At 40.1% G+C, this 22791-nt stretch carries 12 protein-coding genes and 2 pseudogenes; 9 read left to right on the top strand and 5 right to left on the bottom strand.

The window, feature by feature from the left end:
* Positions 1-18: 18 nt before the first annotated feature.
* The 3 genes from MK482_RS07875 to metK all read left to right on the top strand — a co-directional run bounded on the left by MK482_RS07875 (position 19) and on the right by metK (position 3879).
* Positions 19-834, top strand: coding sequence for an endonuclease/exonuclease/phosphatase family protein (locus MK482_RS07875; RefSeq protein WP_268718430.1), 816 nt, complete (start codon positions 19-21; stop codon positions 832-834).
* Positions 835-974: 140 nt separating this feature from the next.
* Entirely contained in the window at positions 975-2318 is a 1344-nt protein-coding gene (locus MK482_RS07870; protein ID WP_268718429.1) for a DEAD/DEAH box helicase, read from the top strand.
* Positions 2319-2688: 370 nt separating this feature from the next.
* Positions 2689-3879 (top strand): methionine adenosyltransferase, encoded by a 1191-nt coding sequence (gene metK / locus MK482_RS07865; RefSeq protein ID WP_101784868.1) that lies wholly within the window; start codon positions 2689-2691, stop codon positions 3877-3879.
* Positions 3880-3962: 83 nt separating this feature from the next.
* Here metK and MK482_RS07860 read toward each other — a convergent pair whose 3' ends face one another.
* The 5 genes from MK482_RS07860 to MK482_RS07840 form a co-directional block, all read right to left on the bottom strand.
* The gene (locus tag MK482_RS07860) at positions 3963-4598 is read right to left on the bottom strand and encodes a GNAT family N-acetyltransferase (protein ID WP_268718428.1); all 636 of its coding nucleotides are present in this window, start codon (positions 4596-4598) and stop codon (positions 3963-3965) included.
* A 134-nt stretch (positions 4599-4732) separates the two neighbouring features.
* Entirely contained in the window at positions 4733-5032 is a 300-nt protein-coding gene (locus tag MK482_RS07855) for a DUF1827 family protein (RefSeq protein WP_000767189.1), read from the bottom strand.
* Positions 5033-5090: 58 nt separating this feature from the next.
* A complete protein-coding gene (locus MK482_RS07850; RefSeq protein ID WP_020902950.1) occupies positions 5091-5543 on the bottom strand; it encodes an NUDIX hydrolase in 453 nt (150 codons plus the stop codon).
* A gap of 128 nt (positions 5544-5671) precedes the next feature.
* Entirely contained in the window at positions 5672-7930 is a 2259-nt protein-coding gene (locus MK482_RS07845; protein ID WP_268718427.1) for an ATP-dependent Clp protease ATP-binding subunit, read from the bottom strand.
* 230 nt (positions 7931-8160) lie between these two features.
* Complete coding sequence (locus MK482_RS07840) at positions 8161-8391, bottom strand: DUF1797 family protein (protein WP_261192369.1); 231 nt, start codon at positions 8389-8391, stop codon at positions 8161-8163.
* A 190-nt stretch (positions 8392-8581) separates the two neighbouring features.
* Here MK482_RS07840 and MK482_RS07835 point away from each other — a divergent pair, with 190 nt between their 5' ends.
* The 6 genes and pseudogenes from MK482_RS07835 to MK482_RS07815 form a co-directional block, all read left to right on the top strand.
* Positions 8582-9265, top strand: coding sequence for an amino acid ABC transporter permease (locus MK482_RS07835; protein WP_153223481.1), 684 nt, complete (start codon positions 8582-8584; stop codon positions 9263-9265).
* Positions 9265-9999, top strand: coding sequence for an amino acid ABC transporter ATP-binding protein (locus tag MK482_RS07830; RefSeq protein ID WP_268718426.1), 735 nt, complete (start codon positions 9265-9267; stop codon positions 9997-9999). Before MK482_RS07835 ends, MK482_RS07830 begins: the two co-directional genes overlap by 1 nt.
* Positions 10000-10176: 177 nt before the next feature.
* The gene (locus MK482_RS07825; RefSeq protein WP_268718425.1) at positions 10177-11034 is read left to right on the top strand and encodes a bifunctional methylenetetrahydrofolate dehydrogenase/methenyltetrahydrofolate cyclohydrolase; all 858 of its coding nucleotides are present in this window, start codon (positions 10177-10179) and stop codon (positions 11032-11034) included.
* Between the two features lie 365 nt (positions 11035-11399).
* Complete coding sequence (locus tag MK482_RS07820; RefSeq protein WP_268718424.1) at positions 11400-18713, top strand: SIALI-17 repeat-containing surface protein; 7314 nt, start codon at positions 11400-11402, stop codon at positions 18711-18713.
* 62 nt (positions 18714-18775) lie between these two features.
* A pseudogene (locus MK482_RS09025) lies at positions 18776-18943 on the top strand (YSIRK-type signal peptide-containing protein); the annotation flags it as partial.
* 321 nt (positions 18944-19264) lie between these two features.
* Positions 19265-22791, top strand: a pseudogene (locus MK482_RS07815) (beta-N-acetylglucosaminidase domain-containing protein); the annotation flags it as partial.

Here is a 22791-nt window from a genome sequence, read left to right as displayed (position 1 = left end):
TTGTTTTAGGAGAAAAGCATGAAATTTTTAACACTCAATACTCATAGCTGGATGGAAAAAGAAGCTGAGAAAAAATTCCAGCTCTTGCTTGAAGATGTTCTTGATAAAGACTATGATTTGATTTGTTTCCAAGAAATCAATCAGGAGATTACCTCGCCAGAGGTGGAGGTTAATGACCTTTATCAAGCTTTGCCAGTAGCTGAGCCTATTCACCAAGACCATTATGTTAGACTTTTGGTTGAAAAGTTGTCAGAGCAAGGGAAATATTACTACTGGACTTGGGCCTATAACCATATTGGTTATGACCGCTACCATGAAGGCGTGGCTATCTTGTCTAAAACACCTATTGAAGCAAGAGAAATTTTGGTTTCAGATGTGGATGATCCAACAGACTATCATACTCGCCGTGTCGCCCTAGCTGAAACTGTAGTCGATGGCAAGGAGCTTGCAGTTGCCAGTGTCCACCTTTCTTGGTGGGATAAAGGGTTCCAAGAAGAATGGGCACGATTTGAAGCTGTCTTGAAAGAACTAAACAAGCCACTTTTGCTAGCTGGAGATTTCAACAATCCAGCAGGTAAGGAAGGCTACCAAGCTATTTTAGCTAGTCCATTAGGCTTACAAGACGCATTTGAAGTTGCTCAAGAGAAAAGTGGTAGCTATACTGTTCCACCAGAAATTGATGGATGGAAGGGGAACACAGAACCCCTTCGAATCGACTATGTTTTTACTACCAAAGAGTTAGCGGTGGAAAATTTATATGTCGTATTTGATGGTAACAAGAGTCCACAAGTTAGTGATCACTATGGCTTGAATGCTATTTTAAACTGGAAATAAGGACTGAAAAGAGGTTGGGATTCACAAATTCCAGCCTTTTTCTGATTAGATGAACTACTGAAAGTAAGCTCTATGAGTGAGACTACTGAAATGGAATAAAATATGATATAATTGATAAGATAGATAGAATCGAGGATATTATGTCATTTACGAAATTTCAATTTAAAAAATATATTAGTGAAGCCTTGGAGGAGTTGAAATTTACAACTCCAACAGAGGTGCAAGACAAGTTGATTCCTATTGTTTTGGCAGGTCGTGACCTAGTCGGTGAATCAAAAACAGGTTCAGGTAAGACTCATACTTTCTTGTTGCCGATTTTCCAGCAATTAGATGAAACTAGTGATAGTGTACAGGCAGTGATTACTGCACCGAGCCGTGAGTTGGCTACTCAGATTTACCAAGCAGCTCGTCAGATTGCAACTCACTCAGAGGTGGAAGTTCGTGTAGTTAATTATGTGGGTGGTACAGATAAGGCTCGCCAGATTGACAAATTGGCAAGTAACCAGCCTCATATTGTTATCGGAACGCCAGGTCGTATCTATGACTTAGTTAAGTCTGGTGATCTAGCTATTCACAAGGCTAAGACCTTTGTGGTCGATGAGGCAGACATGACCTTGGATATGGGATTCTTAGAAACGGTTGATAAGATTGCTGGAAGCCTTCCAAAAGACCTGCAATTCATGGTCTTCTCAGCGACTATTCCACAAAAACTGCAACCATTCTTGAAAAAATACTTATCAAATCCTGTTATGGAGAAAATCAAGACCAAAACGGTTATTTCTGATACTATTGATAATTGGTTGATTTCTACTAAGGGACGAGATAAAAATGCTCAGATTTATGAGTTGACGCAAGCCATGCAACCATATCTAGCCATGATTTTTGTTAATACCAAGACGCGTGCAGATGAATTGCATACATATCTAACAGCTCAAGGTTTGAAGGTGGCAAAGGTTCATGGGGATATTGCCCCTCGTGAGCGCAAACGTATTATGAACCAGGTGAAAAATCTGGATTTTGAGTATATTGTCGCAACAGATTTGGCAGCGCGTGGAATTGACATTGAAGGTGTCAGCCATGTCATCAATGATGCCATTCCGCAAGACTTATCCTTTTTTGTTCATCGAGTTGGTCGTACTGGAAGAAATGGCCTACCAGGTACAGCTATTACCCTTTATCAGCCAAGTGATGACTCGGATATCCGTGAGTTGGAGAAATTGGGAATCAAGTTTACTCCTAAGATGGTCAAAGACGGGGAATTTCAAGATACTTATGACCGTGATCGTCGTGCCAACCGTGAGAAAAAACAAGATAAACTTGATATCGAAATGATTGGTTTGGTTAAAAAGAAAAAGAAAAAAGTCAAACCAGGTTATAAGAAGAAAATTCAATGGGCGGTTGATGAAAAACGTCGCAAGACCAAGCGTGCTGAAAATCGTGCTCGCGGTCGTGCAGAGCGTAAAGCAAAACGTCAAACATTTTAATAGAAATTGTTGGAGTACTGAGCTCCAACTTTTTTATTTATGAGAATGAACTGTCTAAACAGAAACACTACATTAAAGACTGTAAATTGCGTTAAAAAATGGTATAATGATAAAGTTATATAGTCCCGATAAGATGGTAGAAATTTCTATTTTTTTGTTTCGAGTCGTAACTCGCAAAGACTGACGGCTCCAAAGTAGTCGCTCGTCATTATACGGTTGCCGCTATAGTGCGGTCATCCTATGCGCCTTACTAGCTTCAGAAATAAAAAATTATCGTTTTTATTTCTTACGCGTCGTAACTCTTAGAAAATGAAAATACCTATCAGTACTTTGTAACTCTATAACACTATTTTTAAGGGGGGACATTTTTATGTCAGAACGTAAATTATTCACGTCTGAATCTGTATCTGAGGGGCATCCAGATAAGATTGCAGACCAAATTTCAGATGCGATTTTGGATGCTATTTTAGCTAAAGATCCAGAGGCGCACGTTGCTGCTGAGACAGCTGTATACACTGGTTCCGTCCATGTTTTTGGTGAAATTTCTACAAATGCCTATGTGGATATTAACCGTGTGGTTCGTGATACCATTGCAGAGATTGGATATACCAATACAGAATATGGTTTTTCTGCTGAGACTGTAGGAGTACATCCATCTTTGGTAGAACAATCTCCTGATATTGCCCAAGGTGTTAACGAAGCCTTGGAGGTTCGTGGGAATGCAGACCAAGATCCATTGGACTTAATTGGAGCTGGAGACCAAGGGCTTATGTTTGGATTTGCAGTGGATGAAACAGAAGAGCTCATGCCATTGCCAATTTCACTCAGTCATAAATTGGTTCGTCGTTTGGCAGAACTTCGTAAGTCTGGGGAAATCAGCTATCTTCGCCCAGATGCTAAATCACAAGTTACTGTTGAGTATGATGAAAATGACCGTCCAGTACGTGTGGACACAGTCGTTATTTCAACTCAGCACGATCCAGAAGTCAGCAACGAACAAATTCACAATGATGTCATTAGCAAGGTTATCAAGGAAGTTATTCCAGCTTCTTACTTGGATGAGCAAACCAAATTCTTCATCAATCCAACTGGTCGCTTTGTAATCGGTGGACCTCAAGGGGATTCAGGTTTGACTGGTCGTAAGATCATCGTGGATACCTATGGTGGCTACTCTCGTCATGGTGGAGGTGCCTTCTCTGGTAAGGATGCGACTAAAGTGGATCGTTCAGCTTCTTATGCGGCTCGCTACATTGCCAAGAACATCGTTGCAGCAGGTCTTGCTAAGAAGGCAGAAGTGCAATTGGCCTATGCCATCGGTGTGGCTCAACCAGTTTCCGTTCGTATCGATACTTTCGGTACAGGAACAGTAGCTGAAAGCAAGCTTGAAAAAGCGGCTCGTCAAATCTTTGACCTTCGCCCTGCAGGGATTATCCAAATGCTGGACCTCAAGCGTCCAATTTACCGTCAAACAGCGGCTTACGGACACATGGGACGTACAGATATTGACCTTCCATGGGAACGTTTGGATAAGGTAGATGCTTTGAAAGAAGCTGTAAAATAGATAAGAAAACCAACGTTTTGAACGTTGGTTTTTATAAATATAAGTTATCCTTATTTAAATAGGATTTGTAAATTGCTAGTCTGTTATAATTTATTTATTGTTTTTAAAAATACCCAGTTACCAATTGATTTTGATCCGTATTCTAAGTCCATATGGTCCAGTAATACATAATCGTTTTTTTCGTAGAATGAGGCATTTCTTGCTGTGCTGGTAATGAGACCCAAGTGTTTACAGCCTTTTGATTTGACATAGGGTTCAATCCCTTGTGTCAGAAAAGTACTGCCTATTCCCTGTCCCTTACTTTCTATATTGACAGCTAAAGCCATCAAATACCAATCAAACTCTCCTGATTGTTCTAAATGCTTCTTAGAACGTTTTACAAAGTCAAAGTATTTAAAAAGATTTCGTGGTCGAATGTAGCGAAAAATGTTTGTTCCACCATTTCGTAGATAGGATAGTATACAGAAATCCTTTTGTTGCAAAAGGGCAACTGCAAGTAATTCTCCATCCTGTTCCGCAATTAAACAGTTTCCCTTCTTAATATAGACTCTAGTAAGCAGAATTTGCAATGTTTCTACAAAAGCAGGATAGGAGTCAGGTTTCTTCAAATCGTCAGTTATAATCGTTAAAAAGGGATAGTCAAGAAAGGAATTAGCTAATAGTTTTCCAATTTTTTCGCTTTCTTCAATTCTTGCCTCTCTATATATGATGTCTCCCATGTTTGTCTCCTTAATTATCTATAAAATCTTGTATGATAAGATTTCAAGATAAAAAATTGGAGATGATTTAAAAAGCTAAATAAACCTAATTTTGTTCCATAAGGTTCAAAGTACTTTCTAATCTCTCCAAGATTTTATTTGGTCGGAATTGAAATTCCAATTAATTTTTCTGAATAGAGGGTTTTGATATTGGCCTCATCAATAGAGTCCTTATCAATTTTACGTTTCAAGAAAAATTCTTGAATAGCTTCGATTTCAGGTTCGCGGATAGCGCGGTGTTTGTTTGAGATGAGGATTTCATAGTGAAGCGGAGCTTGGGTAAAAATAACATCTGTATTACCTGCAGAATAAACCTCAACAAGGGTTGCATCTGTACTTTCTAGCTGGCTTTTTACAAGTTGCGAGTGTGAGTTTGTCGTATTGATAAGCTTCATAACATTTCCTCCGATTTTCTAATTCTATTATAGCACTTTTTGAATAAAGTAGCTGGATTTAGTCAATCTTATGCTGTTTTTTCCATGATTGGATTGCCCATTTATGGCTACCACGTTTGAGATTTTCAATAGCTTCATCAATAGGGAACCAGGCAATATGATTAAAGTCTTCTAGTGGCTTTTGCACTTCTTTGAAAGAAGTTGCTTCATAGAGGTAGGCAGGATTGTAGTAGTAGGTGTCACGATGACGAGAGTAGAAATATTCGTCAGCTTGTCCGTAATAGGCACCAATTTCAGCTGTGAAGCCAAGCTCTTCAATCAATTCACGTTTTAGGGCTTCCTGATGGTTCTCACCAGCTTCAATTTCGCCACCTGGTAGGAACCAAGCGCCATTGGGTGCTTGAACAAGAACAATTTGTTTTTGTTCAGCATCAGGTATAACTGCATATACGCCATAGCGTGAAACATAGTCTGTATTCGCTTTTTTTTCTCCGAAAGTTGGGTTTGCCATTGCATTTTCCTCATTATCTATTATCTTTATTATTATCTTAATGGACAAAGGCCTAGCTGTCAAGAATTTATAGTTATTTTATAAAAAGGAGCAGAAAATTTTCATTTTCTACTCCTTTTCTATAGGATTTATACTTCTTTTTCAGAAGTTTTTACTTCAGCTTTTTTGGCAGATTTGATTTGAATGTTGCCCTTGCTGGTCATAACTGCCTTGAGGTCTTTTTCGCTTGGATTTTCAAGGTAGTAGTCTGTGATAGCATCTTCAATATGGTCTTGAATGGTACGACGGAGTGGGCGTGCTCCCATTTTTGGATCATAACCGAGGTCAACTAATTTTTCCTTTACCTTTTCAGTTACATCTAAATGAATGTTGTTGCTAGAAAGGCGCTTGTTAACGTCTGCAAGCATAAGCTCGACAATCTGAAGGAGGTTGTCCTTGCTGAGAGCCTTAAATTCGATAATACCATCAAAACGGTTCATAAACTCTGGGCTAAAGAAGTTGCCGAGTTCACCGAGAACAGAGTTGGTACGTCCTTCTCTAGCAGCCCCAAATCCAACGCTGGCTTCTGCCTTACCTGTACCTGCATTTGAAGTCATGATGATGATGGCATCCTTGAAGCTAACGGTACGTCCTTGCCCATCTGTCAAACGACCATCGTCCAAGACCTGGAGGAACATATGCATAACATCTGGATGGGCTTTCTCTACTTCATCCAAGAGAATAAGAGAATACGGATTGCGGCGAACTTTTTCAGTTAATTGCCCAGCCTCATCGTAGCCAACATAACCTGGAGGGGCACCGACCAACTTAGCTACGCTGTGTTTTTCCATGTATTCACTCATATCGAAGCGAATCATACTGTCAGCAGAACCAAAGAGTTCGATAGCTAGTTGTTTGGAAAGTTCTGTCTTACCGACACCAGTTGGTCCGACAAAGAGGAAGCTTCCAATTGGACGGTTAGGCGTACCGAGACCGACACGATTACGGCGAATAGCCTTGGCAATCTTATCGACTGCATCATCTTGGCCAATAACATGAGATTTGAGATCTTCGACTAGATGGATGAGTTGAGATTGTTCTTTCTCTTTCAAATCGCCAACAGGGATATTGGTTTTCTGCTCGATAATGTGCTCAATGGTTTTCTCACTGATGATCGGAGTCTCTTGGTCTGTGACCTTTTTCTTTTGCATTTCCTTATACTTGGCAATCTGGTCACGGAAGTAGGCGGCCTTCTCAAAATCTTCTTCTCGTGTAGCTTGAGATTTAAGATTTTCAGCCTCAATCAAGCGCTGATCGATTACTTTAGGATCCACAAAATTCAAGGTCAAGTTCATCTTAGAACCAGCTTCATCTAGGAGGTCAATGGCCTTGTCAGGCAAGAAGCGATCTTGGATGTAGCGATTGGACAGAGTTGCAGCTGCTTCAATTGCAGCATCGGTATACTGAACGTGGTGGTAGTCTTCGTATTTCTTTTGAATGCCTTTGAGGATAGTAATTGTTTCCTCCACTGTTGGTTCATCCACTTTAACAGGTTGCATACGACGCTCTAGGGCTGCATCCTTTTCAATGATACGGTATTCATTGAGGGTAGTAGCACCGACCAATTGCAGCTCTCCACGAGCAAGGGCGGGCTTGAGGATATTTCCTGCATCCATATTGCCATCGCCCGCAGAACCAGCACCGACAATTTCATGGATTTCATCGATAAAGAGGATGATGTCCTCACGTTTGCGAATTTCTTCCATGAGTTTTTGCATGCGTTCTTCAAATTGTCCACGGATACCCGTTCCTTGAACCAAGCTAACCACATCCAGACGGATGACTTGTTTGCCTTGGAGTTTATGTGGAACATCGCCATCAACGATTTTCTGAGCTAGACCTTCGACAACGGCCGTTTTTCCGACACCTGGTTCACCGATAAGAACAGGATTATTCTTAGTTCTGCGATTGAGAATTTCGATGACACGGATAATCTCATCGTCGCGCCCAATAACGGGGTCAATGTCTCCACGACGGGCAATCTCAGTTACGTTAATACCAAATTCTTCCAGCAGGCCTTTTTCTTGGCTAGGTGGCGGAGTTTGAGCAGGTCCACGATTTTGGGAACCATAACCGCCGTTTCCTCCATAACCTCCACCTGATTGGGTTGGGGGAGTCGGAGGAGTGTTGTTAGAAGGTCTGAAATTGTTTAGATCATTGAAGAAATCACCAAAAGGATCAAAGTCACGATTGTTCAAATCCGTCATGCCTTTAAAGAGACTGTTGTTAGGGTCTGTTTTGATAATCTTGTAGCAGTTTTGACAGAGGTCAATTTGTTTTTGTTTTCCATTGAGATTGGTGTAAAGATGAATTGTTGAGTCGTTGATTTTACAGTTTTGACAAAGCATACATCTACCTCATTTCTTTCTTTAGCCTGACCTGTCTAAAGGTCAATAATAGTCAAATTTCTATACTCTCATTATAACAGGATTGGGGTGTAAAGCAAGTAAAAAGATTGCAGCTTTGAGAAGTTGTTACAATGAAAATTTTTGAGATTTTAGGGAATAAAAAAATCCTATTTGCGAGACAAAAAGGATTTTGGTTAGACATGCAGGGTGTAATCCCAGCTTGTTTTGTATTAGTAAAGGAGTTCGTAAATCTCCATTGCAATCAAGTCAATGCTGTCAAACGTATAAGTTTCGCGAGCTTCGACATCACGAAGGGTAAAGATTGAGCCGTTTTCTTCGTCGTGGCTGTATGCAACTTCTGCAACAACAACTCCTTCGCGTTCAAAATTACGTTTTAAATTTCCGCCGTCTTTTGACATTGCTTCAAGGCGGTTGATGATTCTAACCAAATGTGATTCCATTTTGATTCTCCTTCATTTCTTATCGTTACTATTTTACCATAAAGGAGGCCAACTTGCCTAGAAAAAACTAAGATTTCTCGCTAATTCTACCATCTTAAAGTTTTTTTGAATAAATTAGACAAAAGATTTGAATTTTAATTCAATTCACGTTATAATCATACAGTATTCTATTTTAGAAAGCAGTGTGACTATGAATTTTTCTTTTTTACCAAAGTATTTACCTTATTTTAACTATGGGGCTGTCGTGACGGTTCTCATTTCTATCTGTGTTGTCTTTTTGGGGACTATTTTGGGGGTTGTCTTGGCTTTTGGGCAACGTTCAAAGTTTAAACCGCTTATTTGGCTTGCCAACTTATACGTTTGGATTTTCCGCGGGACACCGATGATGGTTCAGATTATGATTGCCTTTGCCCTTATGCACATCAATGCTCCGACTATTCAGGTTGGGATTTTGGGTGTTGATCTTTCTCGTCTGATTCCAGGGATTTTGATTATCTCAATGAACAGTGGTGCTTATGTTTCTGAGACTGTTCGTGCCGGAATTAATGCGGTTCCTAAGGGGCAGTTAGAGGCGGCCTATTCTTTAGGGATTCGTCCTAAAAATGCGATGCGCTATGTGATTTTGCCACAAGCTATCAAAAATATCTTGCCAGCATTGGGGAACGAATTTATCACCATTATCAAGGATAGTTCCCTTTTATCAGCTATTGGTGTCATGGAGTTGTGGAATGGAGCTACAACAGTTTCTACGACAACCTATCTACCTTTAACACCACTTTTATTTGCAGCCTTTTATTACTTGATTATGACCTCTATTTTGACAGTAGCCTTGAAAGCTTTTGAAAAACGTATGGGACAAGGAGATAAAAAATAATGACAGAAACCTTGATAAAAATTGAAAATTTACATAAATCCTTTGGAAAGAATGAAGTATTGAAGGGAATCAACCTCGAGATTAAAAGAGGAGAAGTTGTCGTTATCATCGGTCCTTCAGGGAGCGGGAAATCTACCTTGCTTCGCTCTATGAATTTGTTGGAAGAAGCGACCAAGGGGAAGGTTATCTTTGAGGGAGTCGATATTACGGACAAGAAGAATGACCTGTTTGCCATGCGTGAGAAGATGGGCATGGTTTTTCAACAATTCAATCTCTTTCCTAATATGACTGTGATGGAAAATATCACCTTGTCTCCTATCAAGACCAAAGGTGAAAGTAAGGAAGTTGCAGAGAAGAGAGCTCAGGAACTTTTGGAAAAAGTTGGTTTACCAGATAAGGCAAGTGCTTATCCACAGAGTTTGTCAGGTGGACAGCAACAACGGATTGCCATTGCGCGTGGTTTGGCTATGGAACCTGATGTCTTGCTCTTTGACGAGCCAACTTCAGCCTTGGACCCTGAAATGGTTGGTGAGGTTCTGGGTGTTATGCAAGATCTAGCCAAGTCAGGAATGACTATGGTTATCGTAACACATGAAATGGGATTTGCTCGTGAGGTGGCAGACCGTGTCATCTTTATGGCAGACGGTGTGGTTGTTGAAGACGGAACACCTGAACAGATTTTTGAACAAACCCAAGAACAACGGACTAAGGACTTCTTGAGTAAGGTTTTATAAGTTAGCTTTGTTTAGCTATTTGTAACTAACTTTACATATAAAATATAGATTAATGAAAAGCTCGAACCGAGCTTTTTCTTATAGTTTGAAACTATAAGATAGCCTAGGAAAGAAGTGTTAGAGGGGATTAGCAGTTTTTGGTATAATGGAAGATATTTGAAAGAAAAGAGAAGTGATATGACACAGATTATTGATGGGAAGGCTCTAGCAGCTAAGTTACAAGGACAGCTGGCTGAAAAGACTGAAAGATTAAAGGAAGAAACGGGGCTAGTACCTGGTTTGGTAGTGATTTTGGTTGGGGATAACCCTGCCAGCCAAGTCTATGTTCGCAACAAGGAACGTTCTGCCCTTGCGGCTGGTTTCCGTAGCGAAGTAGTGCGAGTTCCAGAGACCATTACTCAAGAGGAATTGTTAGAGTTGATTGCCAAATACAATCAAGATTCAGCTTGGCATGGGATATTGGTCCAGTTACCATTACCAAAACATATTGATGAAGAGGCAGTTTTGTTGGCCATTGATCCAGAAAAGGATGTGGATGGTTTCCATCCCTTAAACATGGGGCGTCTCTGGTCTGGTCATCCAGTCATGATTCCTTCGACACCTGCAGGAATTATGGAAATGTTTCATGAGTATGGGATTGACTTGGAAGGTAAAAATGCGGTCGTCATCGGTCGTTCCAATATTGTTGGAAAACCGATGGCTCAACTTCTTTTGGCCAAGAATGCTACAGTGACTTTGACCCATTCACGTACTCATAATCTTGCTAAGGTGGCTGCTAAAGCGGATATTCTGGTGGTAGCAATCGGTCGTGCCAAGTTTGTGACTGCTGACTTTGTCAAACCAGGTGCGGTAGTCATTGACGTTGGGATGAACCGTGATGAAAATGGCAAGCTCTGTGGGGATGTGGATTATGAGGTAGTTGCACCACTTGCTAGTCATATCACGCCAGTCCCTGGAGGTGTCGGCCCTATGACCATTACCATGCTAATGGTGCAAACTTATCAGGCAGCACTTCGGACATTGGATAGAAAATAGGAAAAAAGAAGGTAGAATAATGTTTTACCTTCTTTTTATATAATGCAGTCTAAAATGATATGAGTCCATAAACTATAAATTTGAAGTATGAAAGTGCTATTAATAGAATGAAATTTGTATTGGAAAGAGTATAGAATAGAAAGCTACTTTCATTGCACCTATTTCTTTTGAATGAACTTATCTTGCATACCATTTTATTAGGTTAAATTGATGGAAAATGATTGCAATTTTAGGTGTGTTTTGATATATTCAATATATAAAATATATTATCGAACTTGGTACTTGTTTGTGTATTCAGAAGGAGGTCATTTTTAAAAATAAAGTAAACGCTTACTTTGTATCAAGAAAAAGAAATGAGGATTTTAATGAACAAAAGACTTTTTGATAAACGTTGTCATTATAGCATTCGTAAATTTGCAATAGGTGCGGCATCTGTAATGATTGGGGCTAGTATATTTGGTATTTCAGCTGTACAAGCTGAGGAGGTGGCTTCATCGAATGCTCAAACAGAAGAAACAACTGTTCATCAACCTCAGCCTTTAGATAAGCTTCCCGATGATGTGGCAGCTGCTATCGCAAAGGCTGATGAGAATGGTGGGCGTGAGTTTGTAAAACCCAAAGCTGAGTCGACAGAAGATAAAGTGACTAAGGATACAGAAACTACTAGACCTGCTAATGAGGGTAGTCATGAATTGACTAGCCCTAAAGTGGAAACTCCAAATAAAGTAGAAGGAGGAACCAAGGCTGAGGACAAACAGAAATCTGAAGAGGCAAATCCAAAGCCTGTTGAATCTGCAGTAACAGCTGGAACAGAAGTAAAAGAGTATTCTAAAAAAACTTCTGAAAAGGACAAAGTGAAAGCAGACACAGAGATCAAACCTTCTTCTGAAAAATCGCAAGCACTGTCTGGAGAGTCAAACAAAGCCGAAGTTGAAAAGGAAAAACAGCTATTATCGGAGCGAAAACAAGATTTTAATAAAGATTGGTATTTTAAACTAAATGCCCAAGGCGATTTTTCAAAAAAAGATGTGGATGTTCATGATTGGTCTAAATTGAATCTTCCTCATGATTGGAGTATTTATTTTGACTTTGATCACAAGTCTCCCGCGCGTAATGAAGGTGGCCAGTTAAATGGTGGAACAGCTTGGTATCGTAAGACTTTCACATTAAATGAAGCTGACAAGAATAAGGATGTTCGTATCAATTTTGATGGGGTTTACATGGATTCAAAGGTCTATGTAAATGGTAAATTTGTAGGACATTATCCAAGTGGCTATAATCATTTTTCATATGATATCACAGAATTTTTAAACAAGGATGGTAGTGAAAATTCAATTACTGTTCAAGTGACCAATAAGCAACCAAGTAGTCGTTGGTATTCAGGAAGTGGGATTTATCGTGATGTAACCCTGAGTTATCGTGATAAAGTCCATGTTGCTGAAAATGGTAATCATATCACTACTCCAAAACTTGCTGAGCAAAAAGAAGGAAATGTTGAAACACAGGTTCAAAGTAAGATTAAAAATACGGATAAGAAGGCTACTAAAGTCTTTGTGGAACAACAGATTTTCACTAAGGAAGGCAAGGTTGTATCAGAATTAGTTCGCTCTGAAACGAAGAATTTAGCAGAAAATGAAGTTGCAGATTTCAGACAAACAATCCTAGTTAATAAACCAACTCTTTGGACGACAAAAAGTTATCATCCTCAACTGTATGTGCTGAAAACAAAGGTTTATAAAGAAGGTCAACTAGTTGATGTAACAGAAGATACATTTGGTTACCGTTATTTCAATTGGACTGCTAAGGATGGTTTCTCTCTGAATGGTGAACGCATGAAATTCCACGGAGTAAGTATTCACCATGACAATGGAGCCTTGGGTGCAGAAGAGAATTATAAGGCTACCTATCGTAAATTAAAACTCTTGAAAGATATGGGGGTAAACTCTATTCGAACAACCCACAATCCAGCTAGTCCTCAGTTGCTTGATGCTGCAGCTAGTTTAGGTCTTTTGGTGCAAGAGGAAGCTTTTGATACTTGGTATGGTGGCAAGAAGACTTACGACTATGGACGGTTCTTTGATCAAGATGCAACTCATCCTGAAGCTAAGAAGGGGGAGAAGTGGTCTGATTTTGATCTTAGAACAATGGTAGAACGTGATAAGAACAATCCGTCTATCGTCATGTGGTCTCTTGGAAATGAAGTAGAAGAGGCAAATGGTAGTCCTCGTTCTATCGAAACTGCTAAACGTTTGAAGGCTGTCATTAAAGCGATTGATACCGAACGTTATGTTACCATGGGTGAGAATAAATTTAGTCGTGCAGCAACAGGTGATTTCTTAAAAGTTGCAGAAATCATGGATGCTGTCGGTATGAACTATGGTGAACGTTTTTATGATGCGGTTCGTAGAGCGCATCCAGACTGGCTCATTTATGGTTCTGAAACCTCTTCAGCTACTAGAACGCGTGATTCTTATTACAATCCTGCTCAAATCCTTGGACACGATAACCGTCCAAATCGTCACTATGAACAATCTGATTATGGTAATGACCGTGTTGGATGGGGAAGAACAGCTACTGAGTCATGGACTTTTGACCGTGATCGTGCTGGCTATGCTGGACAATTTATCTGGACAGGAATTGACTATATCGGTGAACCAACTCCATGGCATAACCAAGATAATACACCTGTAAAAAGTTCTTACTTTGGTATTATCGATACGGCTGGCTTACCGAAGAATGATTTTTACCTTTACCGTAGTGAATGGTATAGTGCTAAAGAAAAGCCAACTGTCCGAATTTTACCGCATTGGAACTGGACTGAAGAGACTCTTAAGGATCGCAAGATGCTGGTCGATGGAAAGGTTCCAGTTCGTACCTTCTCAAATGCTGCAAGTGTCGAATTGTTCTTAAATGGAGAGTCGCTTGGTAAAAAGGAATTTACTAAGAAAACGACAGAAGATGGACGTCCATATCATGAGGGGGCTAAACCAAGTGAATTGTATCTTGAGTGGCTTGTAAAATACCAACCAGGCACACTGACTGCGATTGCTCGAGATGAAAATGGTAACGAAATTGCGCGTGATAGTGTGACAACTGCAGGTGAACCAGCAAGAGTTCGTCTGACTAAAGAAGAGCATGTTATCACAGCAGATGGTAAAGATTTATCTTATATTCATTACGAAATTGTTGATGGCGATGGGAATGTGGTTCCGACAGCTAACAATCTTGTTCATTTCAATCTTCATGGTCAGGGACAGATTGTTGGTGTGGATAATGGAGAACAAGCTAGCCGTGAGCGCTACAAAGCTCAAGCAGATGGGACATGGCAAAGACGTGCTTTCAATGGTAAAGGGGTTGTCATTGTAAAATCAACAGAAAAAGAAGGTAAATTTACTCTTTATGCAGATTCTGCTGGCTTAACTTCTGATAGCGCAACGGTCGCAACTGTGTCTGGTAAGAAAGAAAACCGTCACTTTGTATCCTATGCTCCTGTAAAAGCAACAACTGATGTGACTACAAATCCTGAATTGCCTCAAACAGTAACAGCTATTTATAGCGACGGTAGTGTTGAGGAAAAGACTGTAACATGGGATGTGCCAGCTGATTTGCTTACAAGTGCAGGTGAGAAAAAAGTATCTGGACGTGTAGAAGGTTTGGAAACCAAAGCTGAGGCCCTTGTAAAAGTTGTTGCCTTAGATAGATGGTTACCAAAAGTTGCTACAGTACCGGTTGGTACAAATGCGGCTGATTTGGATAAAACGGTTACGGCTGTTTTGTCAGATGGTAGCTTAATTGATACCGATGTTGTTTCTTGGACTTTGAAAGATCCTGCCGCCTTGACTAAAGAAGGTGGACGAACTGAAGCAACTGGTAAATTGGCAGATGACGATCGTGAAGTAACTGCAACCTTTATCGCAAGCGACAAGGAAACAGAAAGTACTGTTACAGGTCTCACAGTTGGAGATAAGACTCTTGAAAACTTTGAGCCTGGAAAGACTTATTACCGAGTATCCCTTCCTTACACTGCTAAAATCCCAAGTGTTGGAGCACAGACTACGGGTTATCAGCTAACGGTTCAACAAGCTTCTGCTGATAATGGGTATCAGGCTTCCGTCTTCTTGAGTGACCAGAAGGGTGATTTAGTTCAAACTTATTTGATTCAATTCGTGAAGGAAGCACCTGCTTTGACTCGTTTGGAAGTAAGAGTTGAAGGGAAAGAGAAGGCAACAGAAGATCAAGTTCTCCCTTATCATGTGATTGGGCATTATGAGGATGGTTCACAGACGGAATTTGCAGCGTCAGATGTCCACTTGGAAGTCAAGTCAGCTGATGGTGGTCATCTTGAGGTAAATGGACAGAACTTGTTACTTTATACTAAGGGTAGTGTTACTCTAACCCCTCGTATTGACAATCAAACAGAAAAAACGCAATCTGTCGCAACTGAATTGGTGATTAAAGAAAATAAAGTAGAGAAGAAAATTGTCAAACTTCGTCCAGTTTCTATCTCTACCGATATCAATCAGCAACCTAATTTACCTAGTCAAGTTGGAGCAGAATTTGATAAGGGTTTGCCTCGTAAGGTAGCTGTAACTTGGGACAAAGTAGCTGAAAAAGAATTGGGGCACTATCATAGCTTTACTATTAAAGGACATGTAGAAGGTACAGATATTGAGGCTCAAGCAACGGTGACGGTTGAAGGCTTGCAAGTTGCAGAGGAAATCAGCCTTACAGTACCTAAGGGTGAGTCGGTTCAATTGCCAGCTAATGTTCGTGCTTACCATTCTAATGGAACAACTATCTACAAAGATGTGGTTTGGGATCAGGTTCCAGCCAACTTTAGTCAAACTGAAGGAGTCTATGAAATCAATGGTCGTTTAGTTGATAGTAATCTTACCACTAAAGCTCATGTTCGAGTGTCTAGTCAAGTTGTTGCTGGAAATAATATCTCTAAACAATGGACAGGCTCCCAATTGCCAGCTGCCATTGTATCCAATACAGGAGGAGATGATTCAGCTAATGCCTTGAACGACCTGACTGTGTCAAGAACGACAACAGACGCTAAAAATAGATGGACTACTTGGAGAACAAATACTGATAATGACTGGGCTTCTATCTTGTTTGGTAATTCAGGAGACTTGACGAAACGTTTTGTCAACAATTTGTCGGTTGATTTTTATAGCGATAGAACAATTGGTCTTCCAAAAGAATACGTTATCGAATACTATGTAGGTCAGGAAGTTCCAGATCTTCCAAATGATGTCAATAATGCGCAACGAGATAGCAATCATCCATTTAATAATCCAGAAAATTGGAAAGCGGTTGAAAATTTACATGCTCCAAATCAGCTATCTGCAACTCAAACAAATCACTTCACATTTGACAAGGTAGAAACTTATGCTGTTCGTATTCGTATGAAGAAAGCTGATGGGACATTGGGTGTTGGTCTGACAGAGCTAACTATCCTTGGAAATAAGGTAGTAAGCTCTACAAGTTCAGAGATTTCTATCAAGGTAGATAGCAAGGATCTTGAACACTTTAATCCATCTAAGACTGATTACTATATTCCTCAATCTAGCAAGGAAATCACTGCAACAGCTAGCAATAATGGTCTGGTAACAGTTGTGCCTGCAACAAGTGAAAAAGGTGCGACACGTCTTATCTTAAAAGCTGAGGATGGAACTGTTCTGAAAGAATATCGTATCTTCCGTAATGATGAGAGAGAAACTAGTCAACCTCTTGCTGCAGAAAATAGTGCTAAAATCTTGAATGTTGGAGACAATCTTCAACTTCCTTCAGAGGTAGGTGTTTATTATCCAACTTCAACTACTTGGACTACAGCTAAACTTGCAGTGAAGTGGGATGCTATTCCTGAACATGCGACAGAGCATGAGGGAACATTTGAAGTTACCGGTCATGTCATTGGTACAAATCTAACCACTAAAATGCAGGTGACAGTTGTTTCTAAAGGAAATCAAGTCATTTCAGAAAATCCAAGCAACAATGAAACGGATTCTAAAGCCTTTGCTTCGACAACGAACGATACACAAGCAGCTTCACATGATAGAATTTTCTATCTCAATGATGGAAAATACAATGAAGATGGACGTTGGACAAACTGGTCTCGTACTCCGAAAAATGAAGAAACTTCTGTCGGACTACTCTTTAAGAAGGACGGTAAAATTGCCTCTCAGTCTATTGGAAAAGTAGCCATTCAGTTCTTTAAAGATAGTGGAACAGATGCCCCAGAAAAAATGGTTCTAGAAAGATATATTGGTCCTGCCTTTACAGAACCAAGTACGATTTCTCGTTATGAAGAAAATGCTGACCACCCATTCAACAAGGCAGAAAATTGGGCACCAATTCCTTACAAAGCTTCTGGAGAATTAGTAGCTGGTAAACCAATCGAGTTTAACTTTGAACCGGTTCAAGCGACAGCTATTCGTGCTCGAATGACCCGTAAGTCTATTACTAACGGGCTAGCAGTAGTCGAATTTACAGCCTACTCTGCAGGCAAGGGAGCAGAAGTCGAAACACCGTCAGCGACTATTTCAATCGATGGAAAAGCATTGGAAAACTTTGATCCAAATGTGACAGAGTACACCCTAACAACAATGGGAACTAAACCAAAAGTCACTGCGACAACTAGTGGACATGGAGTAGTCACAGTAGTGGATCATGGAAATACAAATCTTCCAACACTTGTTCGTCTTGTTTCCAAAGATGGAAATCTGGTGAAAGAATATCGTTTACACTTTAAGTCTACCTTCCAAACAACACCGACAGAAGGCGTTAAGAACTTAGTTGCAGAAGCTCCAAGCTTGGAAATTGAAAAGACTCCACTTCCGTTTGAAGAAGTTATTCGTGAAACCCCTGAGCTTGCTCAAGGTCAACGTCGTGTAGTTTCTGAAGGACAAGCTGGAGAAAAAGTTGACTATATTCAAGTATCAGGAACTACTAGAACTCTTGTTCATTCTGAACAAAGAAAAGCTCAAAATCGTATTATTGAGGTAGGAGTAAAACCATCTATTTCAAATAGTAAGGGTGAGGAACCTGCGCCAGTAAACGAAGTTCCAGAATTCACAGGCAGTGCTAACTTTGTAGAAGCGGCAGTCAATGAAGTTCCAGAATTTAAAGGTGGTTCTAACTTTGTAGAAGCAGCAGTAAACAAAGTTCCAGAATTCAAAGGCGGTGCTAACTTTGTAGAAGCAGCAGTCAATGAAGTTCCAGAATTTAAAGGCAGTGCTAACTTTGTAGAAGCAGCAGTAAACGAAGTTCCAGAATTTAAAGGTGGTTCGAACTTTGTAGAAGCAGCAGTCAATGAAGTTCCAGAATACACAGGAATTCTAGCCACAGTAGGAGATCAAGCAGTACCAAGTGTTGAGAAACCTGAATTTAAGAGTGGTGTTAATGCTGTAATGGCTCTAGAACATAAACTTCCAGAGTACCGTGGTATTCTAGCTACAGTAGGTAATCAACCAGCTCCTACACTAGAAAAACCAGAGTTTAAGCTAAGCTCGTTAGAAAAAGCTCAGACTCCAGAAGTACCAGTTCAAGTTGTCAAGGAAGACAAGAGATTGCCAGAAACTGGTGAAAAACAGTCAGAAACAGCTGTTTTCTTGGCAGGTGTTACCTTGGCCTTATCAGTAGCTTTATTAACTGCAAAACGCAAAGAGGATTAGTCTGTGTGTCTAATACCATTCTATTTGTATAGATTAGTAGAAGATAAAAAATGAATCGATAAATGAGTCGAATAGATGGAGAGGACCAATTAGGCCTCTCCGTCTTTACTAGTAAAAATGGAATCGTTTACTTTCGTGTTGGGACGAAAGGAGATAAGATAAAGATGGATAAAAATTTTTTCAATAAACGTTGTCATTACAGTATTCGTAAATTCGCTATTGGAGTAGCTTCTGTTATGATTGGTTCCAGTATCTTTGGTGTTAATCTAGTAGAGGCAGCAGAAACAGGTAGTGTAGGAGATAAAGAGGGAACTATAACTCAAGCTCAGCCACTGGAAAAGTTACCTGATGAGCTTGGAGCAGTTTTGAAGAAAGCAGAAGAAAATGCTGGGAAGGAAGGCAGCTCGACAGTTGGAAATGGAGAAACTGCAGGAGCGATTGGCTCTACCGATTCGACAAATAATCCTAAACCAGCTGATGCATCTGAAACCCCAGAGAATGAAACGAAGCCGTCTAAAGCTATGAGTGGAGGACAAAATGATAAAGAAATCGCTAAACCAAGTCAACCAACTACACCTGGAAAACCAAAAGTAGAGCAAACAGGTGATGGAACAGTTGAACTAGCGGATCAATTCACTGCAAGTAAACCAGCTAGCGAAGACAGCATTGTGGCTGCCAGCAAGAGCGCAGACTATCTCAAGAAAGAGTACAAGGTCTTCCCAACGCCACAAAAAGTGACTTATGGAGAAGGAGTCACAGCCCTTCATAAGCAAGTCAATCTGGTTATGGGCGATCAACTCGATATCTATACTCGCAATCGTTTGAAGAGTGTCTTGCAGGACAATCAAGTATCCTATACTACTAGTAAATCTGCAGTTACAGGTGCAACCAACATCTTTCTTGGAGTTCATGGAAAAGGATCACAAGCTGAACAAAACTTGTCCAAGGTTTCCGCAGACCTCTTTGACAAGATTGATGCCTATACCTTGACCGTCAAGGACAACTCAATTTCCATCGTCGGAAAAGACACAGATGCGGTCTTCTATGGTTTGACAACCTTGAAACACATGCTCAAAGAAAGTCAAGTTCCAGTTCTTCGCAATGTGACAGTGGAAGATTACGCTGAAATCAAGAACCGTGGTTTCATCGAAGGTTACTATGGCAATCCATGGTCTAATGAAAATCGTAAAGAATTGATGCGTTATGGAAGTGAATTGAAGTTAACTCAATACTATTTCGCACCAAAAGATGATCCATATCACAATAAGAAATGGCGTGAACTTTACCCAGAAGAAAAACTGGCTGAAATTCGTGAACTTGCTCGTGTCGGTAATGAGACGAAAACACGTTATGTCTGGACTATTCATCCATTTATGAATAAACGTATTCGCTTTGGTAATGAAGCGCATTACCAGGCTGATCTTGCAACCATCAAGGCTAAATTTACTCAGTTATTGGACGTAGGAGTGCGAGAATTTGGTGTGCTTGCAGACGATGCACCAAGCCCAGTTGGTGGTTATCATAGTTATGTTCGCTTGATGAAGGATATAACAAATTGGTTGACTGAAAAACAGACAACATACAGTGGTCTTCGTAAAGATATGATTTTTGTTCCTGCCTGGTACATGGGGCAAGGAACTGAAGCTGAACTCCGGACCTTGAATGAACATCTTCCTGAAAATGTCCATTTAACACTTACTGGTGGAAAGGTTTGGGGTGCTGTTGACCAAACATTCTTAACGAACTTAAAGAAAAATTTAACGGAAGGTGGTAAAACTTACCGTCCAATTCAGTTTTGGATTAACTGGCCATGTAATGACAATACAAAACCCCACCTAATTCTTGGTGGTGGTGAAAAATTCTTACATCCAAATGTTGATTTATCACTTGCACAAGGAATTATGTTAAATCCAATGCAACAATCTGAAGCTTCTAAAGTAGCACTTTTTGATATGGCTCAGTATGGATGGAAGCAATGGCAAAGCGCAGAAGAAGCAGAACAGATCAACGATATGGCCTTTAACTTTGTAGTCAATGATCGTTTCGAAGAAAGCAGTGTTTCAAAGGCGTTTAGAGAACTCGGAAAACATATGCGTAATCAAAATAGACCTCCACATGTCACTAAATTAGAAGAGTCTGTAGAATTGGCTCCAAAATTGATAGAATTTTATAACAAACTCAAATCTGGTCAAAATCTGGATTCTGAAATAAAAGAGTTGAGGGAAATTTTTGCTGGTTTGAAAGCCAATGCTCTTCTACTTAAAGAAAAAGGCGATCAGAAATTAATTGAACAAATTAACTATTGGTTAGATAATACAGTGGATCAAATGAACGCGCTTGAAGCTTTCTTAACAGCTACGGAAGGACTTACTGAAAAAAATGATGCCAAGGTATGGGAGTATTATCAGGCAGGAGTCAAATATTATGACCAGTCAGTTAAACATGCCTTCTTTTACGTTGACCATTATGAATACGCAGAATTTGGTGTCCAACATATTCGACCATTTATCAATAATCTCAAAGAATACTTAGCCTTGCACATCCAATCAATGTTGAATCCAGATAAATTTGTGACAACATTTATTACGAATCGTGCTGGAATAGAAGGCGGATTGAAAGAAGTCACAGATGGTGACTTTGATACACATGTGATTGCCAAAAAAACAATTGTGATTGAAAGAGGTGATTATGTAGGCTTGCGCTTTAATAAGGCAATTAAAATACACAAATTAGGTTTCGCTACGGGTACTAATACGGCTGATAACTATACCTTTAGTAATGCAGTTGTGGAATATCAAAATGAAAAAGGAGAATGGGTAGCCATAACGAGCCCTGCATATACTGGTCGAGAACGCATTCTGGAATTTAATGACCTCGATATCACAGCTCAAGCTGTTCGTATGATAGCAACAGCTAAGAAGGATAATGCTTGGCTCGCCATGCGTGAAATTGCTGTAAATAGACCCCTAGAGTTAGGTAGTAAGAAGGTTAGGGGCACTATTAGCTTAAGTTCAAATCTGATTTATAAATATGGAACAAGTGTTGTTCAGATGCAAGATGGTCAAGAAAACACGGAATCTATGATGGCACATGTTGATCAGACCAATGTCACACCAGAACAAGCTTGGGTACAAATGGACTTAGGTGGATTGCATAAAGTAAAACGAGTTCATCTGATGCAAGGGGAACGGGATAAACTAGCATCTGGAGTCGTCGAATATTCTGCGGATGGTACAAATTGGACTACACTTCAAAATTTAACAGGGCAACGAACTTCTGATATCGTGCAAGAATTTACAACTCGTTTTGTTCGCATTCGTAATACAGAAACCTTAAGTAAATGGTGGAGAATTGCGGAATTTAGAGTGGATGTAGATAGTCCAAATCTTGACTTAACAGACACCAACGTGGATGCCTTGAAGGAAACACCAGTAGTGGATAGCTTGGGCAGTTACGAGCTTCAAATTCCAGCTGAAACCAAACTTCCTGCGAATAGCTATCTAGGTATGAAGCTTGATCGTATCCATCAAGTCAAGAGCATCCAGCTCCAAGGCCAGGCCAACCCAGCCCTAAGTCTAGAGTACTCTGCAAATGCTCAAGAATGGACACCAGCTAGCCAGTTGGCAGACAGATCTGTCGCAACCCACTTGGTACGTTACGTTCGTCTTGTGAATAAAACAGACCAAGAACAGGCTGTTTCATCAACTTCTCTCCTTGTAACGACTAAAGAAGTGCAACCAACCAAACTAGAATCTACAACTATGGGCATTCATCCAACATACGGAAGAAATGATGTTCGTAAGATTAATAACCTAGATCAATTGTTTGATGGTGTCTACAACAACTTCGTTGAGTTTTCAGACTATGCCCATAAAGATGGCCATGTAACCTTGAAACTTGGTAGCGAACGCACTATCAAGAAGATCAGAGCCTACATCCAAGACGGAACTCAAAACTATCTTCGTGATGGTAAAATCCAAGTCAGCCAAGACGGTAAAACTTGGACGGATGTTGTGACAGTGGGAGATGGTGTAGCCAATAGTACACACGATGATTCATTGACAGATGGTTGGACACA

Source organism: Streptococcus mitis (genome assembly GCF_026782865.1).
GTDB classification, from domain to species: Bacteria; Bacillota; Bacilli; order Lactobacillales; family Streptococcaceae; genus Streptococcus; species Streptococcus mitis_CG.
Note: the sequence above shows the minus strand (reverse complement) of the source record. Positions and strands in the feature narration are given on the sequence as shown.

What these genes read in the sequence shown, in the direction of transcription:
- MK482_RS07875 (WP_268718430.1), top strand. Translation starts at nt 19, where the DNA reads ATGAAATTTTTAACACTCAATACTCATAGCTGGATGGAAAAAGAAGCT.
- MK482_RS07870 (WP_268718429.1), top strand. Translation starts at nt 975, where the DNA reads ATGTCATTTACGAAATTTCAATTTAAAAAATATATTAGTGAAGCCTTG.
- metK (WP_101784868.1), top strand. Translation starts at nt 2,689, where the DNA reads ATGTCAGAACGTAAATTATTCACGTCTGAATCTGTATCTGAGGGGCAT.
- MK482_RS07860 (WP_268718428.1), bottom strand. Translation starts at nt 4,598, where the DNA reads ATGGGAGACATCATATATAGAGAGGCAAGAATTGAAGAAAGCGAAAAA.
- MK482_RS07855 (WP_000767189.1), bottom strand. Translation starts at nt 5,032, where the DNA reads ATGAAGCTTATCAATACGACAAACTCACACTCGCAACTTGTAAAAAGC.
- MK482_RS07850 (WP_020902950.1), bottom strand. Translation starts at nt 5,543, where the DNA reads ATGGCAAACCCAACTTTCGGAGAAAAAAAAGCGAATACAGACTATGTT.
- MK482_RS07845 (WP_268718427.1), bottom strand. Translation starts at nt 7,930, where the DNA reads ATGCTTTGTCAAAACTGTAAAATCAACGACTCAACAATTCATCTTTAC.
- MK482_RS07840 (WP_261192369.1), bottom strand. Translation starts at nt 8,391, where the DNA reads ATGGAATCACATTTGGTTAGAATCATCAACCGCCTTGAAGCAATGTCA.
- MK482_RS07835 (WP_153223481.1), top strand. Translation starts at nt 8,582, where the DNA reads ATGAATTTTTCTTTTTTACCAAAGTATTTACCTTATTTTAACTATGGG.
- MK482_RS07830 (WP_268718426.1), top strand. Translation starts at nt 9,265, where the DNA reads ATGACAGAAACCTTGATAAAAATTGAAAATTTACATAAATCCTTTGGA.
- MK482_RS07825 (WP_268718425.1), top strand. Translation starts at nt 10,177, where the DNA reads ATGACACAGATTATTGATGGGAAGGCTCTAGCAGCTAAGTTACAAGGA.
- MK482_RS07820 (WP_268718424.1), top strand. Translation starts at nt 11,400, where the DNA reads ATGAACAAAAGACTTTTTGATAAACGTTGTCATTATAGCATTCGTAAA.